13 protein-coding genes and 1 pseudogene are annotated in these 13,214 nt (G+C 39.4%); 13 read left to right on the plus strand and 1 reads right to left on the minus strand.

Annotated features, from left to right (window positions below):
* The 9 genes and pseudogenes from VCHSUH03_RS09670 to VCHSUH03_RS07335 all read left to right on the plus strand — a co-directional run.
* A pseudogene (locus tag VCHSUH03_RS09670) lies at positions 1 to 86 on the plus strand (IS200/IS605 family transposase); the annotation flags it as partial.
* Between the two features lie 355 nt (positions 87 to 441).
* A complete protein-coding gene (locus tag VCHSUH03_RS07300; RefSeq protein ID WP_105094543.1) occupies positions 442 to 942 on the plus strand; it encodes a GNAT family N-acetyltransferase in 501 nt (166 codons plus the stop codon).
* A gap of 84 nt (positions 943 to 1,026) precedes the next feature.
* On the plus strand, positions 1,027 to 1,890 hold the full coding sequence (gene hisJ, locus VCHSUH03_RS07305; protein ID WP_105094544.1) for a histidinol-phosphatase HisJ: 864 nt from the start codon (positions 1,027 to 1,029) through the stop codon (positions 1,888 to 1,890).
* Positions 1,891 to 2,053: 163 nt separating this feature from the next.
* Entirely contained in the window at positions 2,054 to 2,305 is a 252-nt protein-coding gene (locus VCHSUH03_RS07310) for a HisA/HisF-related TIM barrel protein (protein ID WP_241567156.1), read from the plus strand.
* A 247-nt stretch (positions 2,306 to 2,552) separates the two neighbouring features.
* A complete protein-coding gene (locus VCHSUH03_RS07315; protein WP_105094545.1) occupies positions 2,553 to 4,385 on the plus strand; it encodes a carbon starvation CstA family protein in 1,833 nt (610 codons plus the stop codon).
* A 246-nt stretch (positions 4,386 to 4,631) separates the two neighbouring features.
* A complete protein-coding gene (locus VCHSUH03_RS07320) occupies positions 4,632 to 5,909 on the plus strand; it encodes an ammonium transporter (RefSeq protein ID WP_105094546.1) in 1,278 nt (425 codons plus the stop codon).
* A 38-nt stretch (positions 5,910 to 5,947) separates the two neighbouring features.
* Positions 5,948 to 6,310 carry a P-II family nitrogen regulator gene (locus VCHSUH03_RS07325; RefSeq protein WP_105086369.1) on the plus strand — a complete coding sequence of 121 codons (363 nt, stop codon included), beginning with the start codon at positions 5,948 to 5,950 and terminating at the stop codon, positions 6,308 to 6,310.
* 40 nt (positions 6,311 to 6,350) lie between these two features.
* A complete protein-coding gene (locus tag VCHSUH03_RS07330) occupies positions 6,351 to 7,967 on the plus strand; it encodes a membrane biogenesis protein AsmA (RefSeq protein ID WP_105094547.1) in 1,617 nt (538 codons plus the stop codon).
* 116 nt (positions 7,968 to 8,083) lie between these two features.
* A complete protein-coding gene (locus tag VCHSUH03_RS07335; RefSeq protein WP_105094548.1) occupies positions 8,084 to 8,479 on the plus strand; it encodes a superantigen-like protein SSL4 in 396 nt (131 codons plus the stop codon).
* A gap of 173 nt (positions 8,480 to 8,652) precedes the next feature.
* Here VCHSUH03_RS07335 and VCHSUH03_RS07340 read toward each other — a convergent pair whose 3' ends face one another.
* Positions 8,653 to 9,399: a copper amine oxidase N-terminal domain-containing protein gene (locus VCHSUH03_RS07340; protein WP_105094549.1), complete on the minus strand. Its 747-nt coding sequence runs from the start codon at positions 9,397 to 9,399 to the stop codon at positions 8,653 to 8,655.
* A gap of 290 nt (positions 9,400 to 9,689) precedes the next feature.
* On the opposite strand from VCHSUH03_RS07340, the gene VCHSUH03_RS07345 reads away from it, so the two are divergent.
* The 4 genes from VCHSUH03_RS07345 (at position 9,690) to cysK (ending at position 13,138) form a co-directional block, all read left to right on the plus strand.
* On the plus strand, positions 9,690 to 10,559 hold the full coding sequence (locus VCHSUH03_RS07345; protein WP_105094550.1) for a hypothetical protein: 870 nt from the start codon (positions 9,690 to 9,692) through the stop codon (positions 10,557 to 10,559).
* A gap of 91 nt (positions 10,560 to 10,650) precedes the next feature.
* Positions 10,651 to 11,148: a preQ(1) synthase gene (gene queF / locus VCHSUH03_RS07350; protein ID WP_005387511.1), complete on the plus strand. Its 498-nt coding sequence runs from the start codon at positions 10,651 to 10,653 to the stop codon at positions 11,146 to 11,148.
* Positions 11,149 to 11,197: 49 nt separating this feature from the next.
* Positions 11,198 to 12,010, plus strand: coding sequence for a hypothetical protein (locus VCHSUH03_RS07355; protein ID WP_241567159.1), 813 nt, complete (start codon positions 11,198 to 11,200; stop codon positions 12,008 to 12,010).
* Positions 12,011 to 12,223: 213 nt separating this feature from the next.
* On the plus strand, positions 12,224 to 13,138 hold the full coding sequence (gene cysK, locus VCHSUH03_RS07360; protein ID WP_105094552.1) for a cysteine synthase A: 915 nt from the start codon (positions 12,224 to 12,226) through the stop codon (positions 13,136 to 13,138).
* Positions 13,139 to 13,214: the final 76 nt, after the last annotated feature.

A 13,214-nucleotide genomic window follows, 5' to 3' on the forward strand; every position in this document is an offset into this window, starting at 1 on the left:
GCAATCAACTACAAGAGGATATAGCGCAAGATACATTAAACTTTAAAGAATACACCGACCCGTTTACGGGTGAGCCAGTAAAATAGGCAAAATAAAAGCCCCCGAGTAGGGGGCAGCCAGTGGTAATAGAGTGGTTGTCAGATCATTCAATGCCCTCTTTAGAGGGCCACCACTAGAGAAAGACCCTTATAGGGTCAGAGCAAACCACCCGTTCTACGGGTGGTTATGATTATCTTTTAAAAATCTGTTTATGGTATACTATTGATAGGTAGTAAAGCGTACAAAATTATCTACAATATAACAGAAAAGGACGAGTTGCAACTCGTCCTTTTTCTTGCGTGTTAGCGTTATTTTTATATATTATGTTATATAGATATAATATAGAAATAATTTTAGTTTCGGATACCGGATTTTGGATACCAACAATTTTGAGGAATTCTTATGAGTGAATTAGTAATACGACCAATTACAAAGGATGATATCGCAGCTTGTTTAGATATTTATAATTACGAGGTTGTGAACGGCGTAGCAACGCTTGATCTTGAGCCGCGTACGTTGCCAGAGTGGCAGGAGTGGTATGAGGCGCATCAAACGCAGGAACACTGCATTTTTGCAGGCCTTATAGATGATGTAGTTGTAGGCTATGCATCGCTTTCACCGTATAGAACAAAGGATGCTTTCAAAAGCACCGTGGAATTATCTATTTACATTCATCAAGATTATAGAGGTAAGGGCGTGGCATCTAAATTGATGGCCCATATATTAAAACATGCGAAAGAAACGGAAACATTACATACGGTTGTGTCTGTCATTACGGCGGGAAATGCGGCAAGTACAGCATTACATGAACGGTTTGGATTTACCTACTGTGGTCTAACACCGCAAGTTGGTTTCAAACATGGTAAATATCAGGATACCGAAACATACGCATTATTGGTATAATAAAACGTAGATATTAAATTACAGACTAAATGTACAGATGATAGATAAGGGTTCGCTACGGGTTAGGGCGAATAGGGTGATTGAATGAACATGAAAGATGAACGGCAGTTCGTTGGATACAGTAAGTATCGCAGCCGTCTCGTAGATGGGCATGTACATACAGAGTTGTGTCCACATGGTAGTGGGGACCGGACTGCAATGATGATCGAAAAGGCTATTGAGTTGCGTATTGAGAAAGTATGCCTTACAGAGCATGCGCCATTGCCAAAGGCTTTTGCCGTTGAATACGGTGGTGACCAAAAGGCTTATGACACGGCGTCTTTGAAATTGAATCAAGTGGATTCCTATCTAGAATTAGGTCGTCAATTGCAACGTGCTTATGGCACGCATATCGACATCTCCCTTGGCTTTGAAGTGGATTACATTCCAGGCTTTGAGACAGATATTCAAGAGTTCCTCGACCGTTATGGTCCATTAACAGATGACAATATTTTGTCCGTTCACTTTATGGAAGGAGTGAATAATGCCTATTACTGCTTAGACTATAGCCCTAAAGAATTTGAAAAGGGCTTTGGTCCGTGGATTCAAAAGCAATATGAGTTATATTACAAATATTACTCCACCGTGCGCCAAGCGGTGCGTGCTGATCTTGGTGAATATACGCCAAAACGCATTGGTCACTTTGATTTGATTAAGAAATACCAACACCACTTTGGCTTTGAGCGTCACTTAGATCGCCGCAATGCACAGGTGGTAAGCGATATCTTGCATATCATGCGCGTACAAGGTCGCGAACTAGACTACAATATGAGCGGCTTTTTCAAACCGGATTGCCGTGAAATGTATCCAAGCCGCTTTATTCAAGGTATGGCTGCTATCATTGGGGTACCATTTGTACTAGGCTCTGATGCACATAGCATAGCTGATATAGAAAAAATTTGGGGCTAGATTGATGAGAAAGCTTTTGTTTGGGATTATTATTCTCATAACTCTAATAACAGCTTTTATAGCTTATATGTTTTATCATGAACCATCATCTAATGAGCTAGTTGGGCGCAGTGTAGCTTTAGAATGAGCAAAAGAAGCGGTAGGTCATGGTGCAGGTGAGTTATTGGTAACGAGTATCGATAGACATGACACGGGGCGGGGCTTTGATATTGAATTATATCAAGCTTTAACAGAGGTTGTAGATGTACCTGTAACAGCCTTTGGTGGTGCTGGAAATATACAGCATTTTGTGGATTTATTTACAAAGACGAATGTAACTGGAGCTCTTGTGGGGGCGTTGTTACATAACAAAGTTTTAACTATAAAAGATATTAAAAAGACCCTACATAAATCAGGAGTCGCAGCAAGACAATAGATAATTACTATCAAAATAAAATGATAAAAGCATTCTCTAAGTAACGGAGAATGCTTTTTAGTTATGTCTTTAACTCATAATGTACATCCAAAATGAGAAATTGATAATTGACACTTCTATGTTTAGTACTTACAATATTATTGTAAGTACTAAAAGTTTTGAGAGCCAATGTGGCATGGATGTGCAAAAGATTTATCAGATATTTTTATATAACACCATGTCACACAAGACAATTGGAGGTGTTTATATGGTTATGAATGGTATTTACTTAGTTATAGCCTCCGCGTGTATTCTAATTTTAGCGTACCGCTTTTATGGGGCTTTCATAGCGGCGAAAGTATTAACATTGGATGAGTATCGTCCAACGCCAGCTATGGTCCACAATGATGGTCACGATTACGTGCCCACAAACAAATGGGTAACATTTGGTCATCACTTTGCAGCGATTGCTGGTGCAGGCCCTCTTGTAGGCCCTGTTATCGCAGCCCAGTTCGGGTATTTACCTGGTGCATTATGGATCCTTATCGGTTCCGTATTAGCCGGCGCTGTACATGACATGGTTATCTTGTTCGCATCCGTTCGCTATGATGGTAAATCTATTGCGGATATTGCACGAGAAGAAATTAGTAAATTCGCTGGTTTCGGTGCTATGCTAGCTACATTGTTCCTATTGATTATCACCCTTGCTGGTATGGCCGTAGTAGTAGCTAACGCATTGCATAACTCCCCATGGGGTTTCTTCTCCGTATTTGCTACAATTCCAATCGCTATTTTCATTGGTATTTATTTGAAATGGTTGCGTCCTGGTAAAATTCAAGAAGCAACTATTATCGGTGTAGCGTTGATCTTCGCAGCTATTATCTACGGTCCAAACGTAGCAGCTAGTGAATACGCTTCTTGGTTTACATATGACTTGCAAACCATCGAAATCATGCTTGCCGTGTATGGTTTCTTTGCAGCAGCATTGCCAGTTTGGTTATTGCTTGCTCCTCGTGACTACTTGTCCACATACCTTAAAATCGGTACAATCGGCGCATTGGCTCTTGGTATTATCATCGTAATGCCTGAAATTCAAATGCCAGCTGTAACTCCTTACATCTGGGGTGGCGGTCCTGTATTGAAAGGTTCTGTATTCCCTTATATCTTCATTACTATCGCATGTGGTGCGTTATCTGGTTTCCATACTGTTATCGCAACAGGTACAACACCTAAAATGCTTACTAATGAAAAAGAAATCTTGCCTATCGGTTATGGTGCAATGTTAACAGAAGGCTTCATCGCTATGATGGCGTTGATTGCCGCAACTGCATTGCATCCAGATGATTACTTTGCAATCAACTCCACTGTTGAATCCTTCAAAGCATTAGGCCTTCAAGTTCATGAATTGCCAGCATTGTCTGCAATGGTTGGTGAAGACTTGATGCACCGTCCTGGTGGCGCCGTATCCCTTGCAGTAGGTATGGCTCATATCTTCTCCAGATTGCCTAACATGGATCACTTGCTAGGTTACTGGTATCACTTCTGTATCATGTTCGAAGCATTGTTCATCATGACTTTGATCGATGCTGGTACTCGTGTAGGTCGTTACTTACTTCAAGAATTATTAGGTCATTTCCATCCTAAATTCAACGACCAACATTGGGCTCCTGGCGTTTATGGTTGTGCAGCTTTAATTTGTATTTTGTGGGGCTACCTAGTTCTACAAGGTAACATCGGTATTATCTGGCCTTTATTCGGCGTATCTAACCAATTATTAGGTACTATGACATTAGCTGTAGGTACTACAGTTATCATGCGACTTGGCCGCAAACGTTATGCATGGGTAACAGGTATTCCTTGTATCCTTATGGCTATCGTTGCTATCGCTGCGGACTTTGAAAACGTATTTAACAGCTATATCCCAGCTGGTAAATGGATCCTAGTAGCATTCAGTGCTGCTATGTTCCTCATGATCCTTATCGTATTGGTAGAAGCTGTACGCAGCTGGATTCGCTTGTCCAATATTCCTCAAGATTATCGTACACAAGCTGAAATCGAAGCTGAAAGCCTTGTAAAATACGGTAAAGAAGCAAAAGCATAATAGCTTGTTTTATTAAATATTTAAAAGAGCACTCGTTATGAGTGCTCTTTTTTTAGATAATTAGTATGTTTCATAGAAATTTATGGGATTGAAAATAAAATTCTATAGAATTTGTTGACATACATTATAATCTAATATACGATGTATGTAGTGATGTATATTACTACAATAAAATAGTTAGGTAACGGCGCCTTGCATGCAGAGTTTCTGCGAGCAAGGCGCTTTTTGTATGGAAAGGAGTTTCTTATGGTCAATATGATTGATACGGGCAACACAGCATGGGTCTTGTTATGCACTGCCTTAGTATTCTTTATGACACCTGGTTTAGCGTTGTTTTATGGTGGGATGGCGCGTAGTAAAAATGTGCTAGGTACGATCATGCAGAGCTTCTTTTTAATTGGAGTTATTTCTGTTGAGTTTATTTTGTTAGGGTATACTTTGATTTTTGGTGATGATATACATGGTATCATCGGCGATTTTAGTAAATTTGGTCTTGGTGGTGCGGAAACAACCATCTTAAGTGATACCCATATTCCTGAGCTTGCTTTTGTAGCGTTCCAATGCATGTTTGCTGTTATTGCACCAGCCATCATGAGTGGCTCTATTACAGGACGGATGCGCTTTGCACCCTTTGTAGTATTTGCTTTGCTATGGTCTATCTTTATATATAATCCGATGGCCCATTGGATTTGGGGCGGTGGATTCCTTAGTGATTTAGGTGCATTAGACTTCGCCGGTGGACTTGCGATACACGTTTTGTCTGGCGTATCTGGATTGACATTATGTATGCTGTTAGGCCGTCGCCGAGGCTATGGACGCATGCCTATGCTGCCGCACCATTTGCCGATGACAATTCTTGGAGCTGCTATTCTATGGTTTGGATGGTTTGGCTTTAATGCAGGATCTGCCCTTGGCGTAGGCTTCCTTGCAGCTAATGCAGTGTTAACTACACAAATCTCTGCAGCTGTTGGTATTGTAGGATGGGTGTTAGTAGAAATGCTGCATCGCGGTAAACCTACTGTGTTAGGGGCTGCCTCTGGTGGTGTATCTGGGCTAGTAGCCATTACACCAGCGGCAGGCTTTGTAACGCCTATGGCGGCCATTATAATTGGTTTTGTAGGTGCCGTTGTATGTTATCTAGCGGTAGCCATTATTAAAAACCGTATTGGTTACGATGATTCTCTTGATGCCTTTGGTATTCATGGTGTAGGCGGTACATGGGGCGCTATTGCTACCGGTTTATGGGCTACCACAACTATTAATCCAGATGGGGCGAATGGGTTGTTCTATGGTGGTTCATTGTTAGGTCCTCAATTGCTTTCACTCGTGATTGCCTATGTATTTGCTATTGTAGGTACATTTATACTATTTAAAATCGTTAGCGCTTTCATGGATATGCGTGTTAGCATTGGTTCTGAATCACTTGGTATTGATATTAGTGAACATGGCGAAGGCGCTTATAATCAATCTGAATTTAAAAGCTCAGGTCGTTTTATTTCGTCCAATCAAACGTCCTTGTTATGATTTGTGAATGATAGATAGTACTTGTAGGAGATAAATATATGAAACGGATGAAAAAGGTAGATATTATTGCTCGTGCTGAGCAACTAGAGGATTTAAAAGAGGCCTTAAACAAGATTGGTATTCAAGGTATGACAGTATCACAAGTCTTTGGCTGTGGTCTACAAAAGGGCCATACCGAAGTATATCGGGGCCAACAATACGATGTAAATCTCATTCCTATGGTAAAGGTGGAAACCGTTGTATGTGATGTGCCTGTTGACCTTGTCATGGACACAGCACGAAATACTTTACAAACCGGTGAAGTAGGAGACGGTAAAATTTTTGTATATGATGTAGAAGACGCAATGCGTATACGTACAGGTACAAGAGGCACCAAAGCTGTAACCGACGATGAAGCATAAATACTGAATACTTACATCTTCAACGTGATATAATAATTCTATGAAACATTACGTGCGTTCTTATTGGACAAAATATAAACAATTGTATAAGAAAGGCTTAAAAGGCATTGCTGCTTTTCTTGCCATTGGAGCGATTATAGTCTTTGTGCTCGCTACGATAGCGAGCCGTGGAATGGGCGTTATTTTTAACGAGGTAATGGCTCGTCAAACGATGATGAGAGGGACTGTAACGGTAGAGAGTTTAACTGCAACACCATGGGGGACATTATCCTTTACTGACTTGGTATGGAAGGATCCAGAAGGCCGAGAGTTGCTCACAGTGCCAGATGGAAAGATTCGCGTTAATATGTGGGACGTAATAACACGGAATTTTAAGGCCTCTGCTATAAACGGAATCGAGCTAAATGATGCGACCATTGTAGTCGATTTAGATGATAACAACCGTCTTGACTTTGTGCCTGCTTCACCTGATGTAAACAAGCCACTTAATGAGGTAGAGCCGCGACCTAAACCTCCTAAAAAGACGACTCAAGAGCGACAGGAGGAACTAGGCAAGAAGGTTCGTAACTTTAATTGGGACGGTCAACATTTAAATCTTACGATTACATTGAGAAATAACCAGCTGGAAATCTTTCAGAAAAATCGTCACTATGTAATGAAGAACGTGAACTCTAAGATACATCTTGATAGTAACCGTGCTATTCGCATCGATATGGAGACGGGGAAGTTTGGTGGTACAGCCATTGGCGATGGCCTTACACTAAAAGGGCGTGTTGATCTAAAGGATGTATTAAAGCATCGCATGCCTCAGTTAGACTTACAGTTTGATGTAAAGGGTGTGGACCCATCATCACTCGGTTTTGGCGATAATATCCACGATGCAATGACCTTGCTGACAAAGGTAACAGGTGATTTTAATCGTCCATTGGCTAAAGGTCGTGTAACGATGCCTGTTTTACGAATTCCGGCGCTTACCTTTGAAAATGTAGTAGGTGATGTGACATACCAAGACGGTATTTTGAACTTTGAAAATGTAAATGCCAATGTATACGGCGGAAAGCTAGAGGCAAAGGGCATATATAACTTAGATACTCGGGCTTATACGATTACAGGGATAGCAAAGGATCTAGATAGTAGTGAGGCTCTTAAAACACCTGAATTTGTTGTACCTGTGTCGGCTAATTTGAACTTTAAAAGTGAAGGGATGCCTCGTGATATGGAGGTGTGGGGGGATTTCTGGTCTGGTGAAGGTCGTTATATGCTCATTCCCATAAAAAGTATTACAGGGAACTTTCATAATAAGGGACGACATTTATCATTTAGTGATGTGAAAGTTAATACGAATATTACGACCATTTCCACAGATGCATTGAGTATTAATAATGGTCAGCTTACCATGGGTCCTCTCAATATCACATCCCACGGGGGCAGTAATTTTATCATCTATGATGAAGACTCATTTGACGAGCTAGATGAGAATATGGACCGAATTAAAGAGGGCATGAAGCAAGCTAGTGGAAATAGTAAGCGTGCCTCGGAATCGGCAAAAGGTCTTAAAGATGTCAAGATTCCTGACGATGTAAAAGGATCTATTAAAGACTTGAAACGACAAATGGATTCTGTGAAAGACAGTGTTGAAGGCATCAAAATTAATTGATAAATGAAATATGTATGATGTTAACTCTCTTTCATTTTGTGTTTAGTTGGCTGGTTTATAATAAACTTCCAGTATCATAATTTTTGATAAATGCTCTTGTGTTTTTGGAGGTTTTTATGAAAGTATCAAAACAATTCTCTATCGTTTTGGCTGCATCTGTACTTGCATTTGGTGTAGCTACATTGGCGCCACAACAAGCGAACGCTTCTTATGGCTATAAATATACTGACTCCCAACGCCCACCAGTATCTACTCCAACAGGTTATGTTAATCCAGCCATGGGCTCTACTGTAACAGTTACAGATCCTGCACCTGCTACAAATAAATTGACTGCTCCTAAAGCTAGTACTACTATTGAAAACATTACTGTGACTAATGTTGCACCAAAATACTCTGATTACAATAATATTGCAGCATACTCCGTAGCAGTGGCTGATTATTTCATGGCGAAGATTATGGCTATATATGGTAGTGGTAATACAGCACTTAACCGCTATGGTTTTGGTAAATAGTTTTCTAAACTTAGTAGGCTCAATCTCAAATAATTGGATTTGAGTATAATTAAATTTAGCCATAACTAGATTTGGTCATATAACACAAAAAAGGTCCCTTTATGGGACCTTTTTTATATGTCTAGATTGCGTTAACGACGTACTAGATTTGTTTAACAATCTAATAGATCTACTTATCGATCTAATCCATTAGCACGTTGGTATTCAGATACTTCTGTAGCTGTTGTTTGTTCATCTGTTGTGACAGTATCTTTGGCTAAAGATTTTTTGATTTTGATAAGTGGTTTTTCTTTAGCTTTTGGATCTTCTTTTTTCTTCACATCTTCTTGAGATGGTGGTAAGAATGTATTGAGTTCATTCTTATGAGATACCTCTGTGTTTGTAGTGGATGCCAATTGTGCGCGTTGAGGGGCGATGAAGATTTCATCCTTTGTAATTTTCACGTCGTTCAATAATAATTTGAACACTTGAGGCTTTACAAAGATTGTGCCGTCTACTTTGCGAGCTGCAGACAAGAAGGTTTCAGATGTATCAAGGTTGATAATCTTTAATTTGCCATGGCGTACTACTTCAGCAGAGTCTGGTTGGATTGCTAATGTAGCAATGTTCATATCTACCAACGCTGTTTTAGTAGGCTCATCCCAAGCCACTTTATAGCCTAATGCTTCAGATACTTGGCGCAATGCTACGAGGGGTTGACCATCTACATAAATTACATTTTGTTGACCATTGATAGGCTCTACAACTTTGCCATCTACATTAATGTGATGAGCAGTCGTAACAGATGCAGGTTTTTCAAGGTTCATAGCTGGACCAGGATTTTCCATGCCAATAGCTGCTTGTGCAGGTTGTACCGTGCCAAATGTGAAAGCTAGTGCACCTACAGCGATGCTAGATAAAATAAGCTGTTTTAATTTCATAAGGGACCTCCATAAGGTGTTATATTTTTCTGAATGTATTAACATTACCAAATGTATATGAATATTTTATTACAAATTTTAATTTTATACAATTCATATAAGAATATATCTGGTGCAAACTTTATATCTCAATCTACGTTTAAGAGTGTTAATATAATAGTAGATATTGATTTTTGTATATTATTATAGAGATACACTTCACATAGGAAAGAAAGCACATTTAGAAGGATTTAATAGAAAAGGGAATCATATCGGCATAGCCGATCCGTTGACAGGAGTGATTGATAAAAATGGTAAAGTTAAAGGAAGAAAGCTTTATATTAAATAAAGATTTTGGGATGACTCCTATTAAGTGTTTGAAAAGCTCCTATTCACAAAATCAGGTGTTTTTTGTTGAACAAAGCAGTAGATATACAATTATTAATAACGAGAATAAAGGGATTATTGTTTTAGATGATGATTGGAATGAAGTAAAACGAATCTATATAGGTGAAGATATTTTACTTCCTGAAATTATTTATGTGGATTTTTCTAGAAATAGACTGGTTCTAGTTTTGGAAGAAACATATTGTTTTATTGACATAGATAATGAGTTTGTTAAGCTTATTCCAACCCCTCAGGAGTTTAAAACAGTTAGATTTAAAGCGCTCTATCACTTTACTGATGATGCTGTTTATATGAATACTAGTAAGGGGATTCTTTTTTGGTCACTTAAAGATTTTACAGTTCAGCTAGTTGCGGATGTACGGAACACTGATAAACTCTTTAATTGGTTTTATACTCAAAGCAAAGATAAACATAGCTATTTTCATAAGGGTGTACTAGCTTATTTTGATAGTAATAAGATTACTATCATAGATTTTATGAAAAAGGTAGAAATTAACGACTTTGTAGATATTGATTGTTTTGATATTGCTACAACTACTCGATATTGTTTAGCCGTTGCAGAGGATAAATTACAGCTAATTAAGTTGGATAATGATGATAAAAGTAAGTTAATATCCTTTAAGTATCCTTTATACGGGGCTTGCACTGTTTTCTTTGAACAGGATGACGAATTACATCTTATTCTATTGAGATGGAATGATTTGGAGGCAACCTCTATTCTTGAAGAATATGTCATTGATTTTGATAAACTACCTGATCATGTAGTGATATAAGTAATTCTTTATATGCTATAATTAAGTGTTACATGAATTATTTAATATATCTTAATTATAGATTTATAGAGTTTAGAGAAAGAGGTTCCTTATGGCATCCGGCAGATCTGAAAAGGAGTTACAAGGGGTAACGATGTTAGGTCACAAGACCGATTACCCTACTGATTATGCACCACAGGTATTAGAGGCGTTTGATAACAAGCACCCTGATAATGATTACTTCGTTAAGTTTAACTGTCCTGAGTTCACTAGCTTGTGCCCTATGACAGGTCAACCAGATTTTGCGACCATCTATATTTCTTACGTACCAGATAAGAAAATGGTAGAGTCCAAGTCTTTGAAATTATATCTATTTAGTTTCCGCAATCATGGGGACTTTCACGAGGACTGCATCAACATCATCATGAAAGACCTCATCAAGTTGATGGATCCTAAGTACATCGAGGTATGGGGCAAGTTTACGCCGCGCGGTGGTTTGTCCATCGATCCATACGCAAACTATGGCAAGCCTGGTACGGAGTGGGAAAAGACTGCCAAAGAGCGTCTTCATTTCCACGATATGCAGCCTGAGCGCGTAGCATACCGTTAATATGGCATACGAATTTTTAACAATGTTCACATCGTTCATAATGTTTTTTATGATTGGTGTGACCTTGTCTATACACCCTGCGTCGATTATGGTAGGGACGAATACGTATATAGAATCACAAGGCAAATGGACTCGATGGAACGGCTATATTATCTTTGTTCTACTTCTATTTGTTATGGATCTGTTCCTAACAAATGCTATATATCTAGCCTATTACGATGTATACGGCAATCTTATGAACATAGGCCATCTCGGTGTTGATTTTATGGATGTTTTCTTTAGTGAAAGTTTCCAAATCGTTGTAGCGGTCTTGTTTTTGCTTGTGTTATTCCAAGTCTTAGGGCTTGTCGATGTGGCCCATGGTGAAAGAAATCTATCCTTTTACTATAGCCAAGTAGAGGAGGGCAAGGAGCAGCCATCTTGGATGGAGCGATACATGGAACGCGAGAAGGGCTCGCTGGGGGCAAGTATAATAGGACTCCTATACATGCTCTGGATGACCAAGAGGAGCCTGTGGACATATATTCTCTGTGTTGTGTGGTTTAAGGTGCTAGCTATGCTAGTAAATGTACTAGTCTCACCAGTTATGAACCGCATTATGCATGAGAATCATGAGCTGTCTACGCATCTACTGCTAGATCCATATGTAGTTTCCTATGTAGTGGCAGGCTTCTTGTGGGGCCATGTAGCGTTGCACCATGATTTTAGTAAAGTATATAGCTTGGCTAGGAGTGTTGTCATATCCTTAGTCCCTCGCCTTAGTGTATTGGTGGGAGCCGTTCTCTTTATTGCTTTTGCTTTAGCCATCATATTAGTGCCTATCACTTGGGATGTGGTGGTGGACGTGCTTACAAGTAAATAGATGAACCTAGTTATTTCCTGTGTTTTTAGGGTATTAAAAGCTATTCTCATTCTCTTGACAATGAATTGATTCAGGTGTTAGAGTATGGATGTATTAATCGGAATACATAAACGTTTATACCCAGTGTATAGTGAGTAACAAGGTGAAATACATATCGTCCTTGGGATATTCCTGAGGACGATTTTTATCATCTGTCGCTAGAGGGAGGATCAGATGAGCATAGTAACAAATCAAACAACTGAACTGATTGGTAAAACTCCGGTATATCAATTACCAAATACCAATATTTATGTAAAACTTGAAAAATATAATGTAGGCGGTTCTGTGAAAGATCGCGCAGTACTTGGTATGTTGCAAGATGCTAAGGAAAAAGGACGCCTTCACGAGGATAGCATCATCGTAGAGGCGACAAGTGGCAATACAGGTATTGCTCTTGCCATGGTGGGCGCTATCTTACATATTAAAACTGTAATTATTATGCCTGAAAGCATGAGTAAAGAACGTCGTGAACTTATTAAGGCGTACGGTGCACAGCTCATCTTAACACCGAAAGAAACAGGCATGAAGGGTGCTCTTGAACGAGCAAATGAAATCTTAGAAAAATATCCTAATGCGTTTACTTTAGGCCAATTTGTAAATCCTGCGAATCCAGATATGCATTACCGTACTACGGGCGCTGAAATCGTAGAGCAAGTGCCGAATGTAGACGTATTTGTGGCTGGTATCGGTACAGGTGGTACTTTCACAGGTGTTACTAGACGATTGAAAGAGCATAATCCGAATCTGAAAGCTATCGCAGTGGAACCAACAGGATCTCCGGCCATTACAGAAGGCAAGGGTGGTCCTCACAAAATTCAAGGTATTGGTGCGGGCTTCATTCCAGAGAACTTCGACCAAAGCTTGATGGACGGCGTACAAACTGTAAGTGATGAAGAAGCCTTTAGCGAAGTACAAACCTTTATGCGTGAAAGCGGTGTTTCTATTGGACTTTCAGCGGGGGCCGCTATCGTAGCAGCTAAGCGCATTGCACGAGAAGAACCAAAGGCGAATATTGTGGTTATTGCACCAGATGGGGTAGAAAAATATTTATCCCTCTTGGATTTTGCTAATAACGAATATGTAAAATAACGGATTTCGCATAGATAAAACATCATATGTATAGGAATACAGACCACATATGTTGTATACTATATGTTATATGAGT

It is taken from the genome of Veillonella infantium (assembly GCF_002959895.1).
GTDB lineage: Bacteria > Bacillota > Negativicutes > Veillonellales > Veillonellaceae > Veillonella > Veillonella infantium.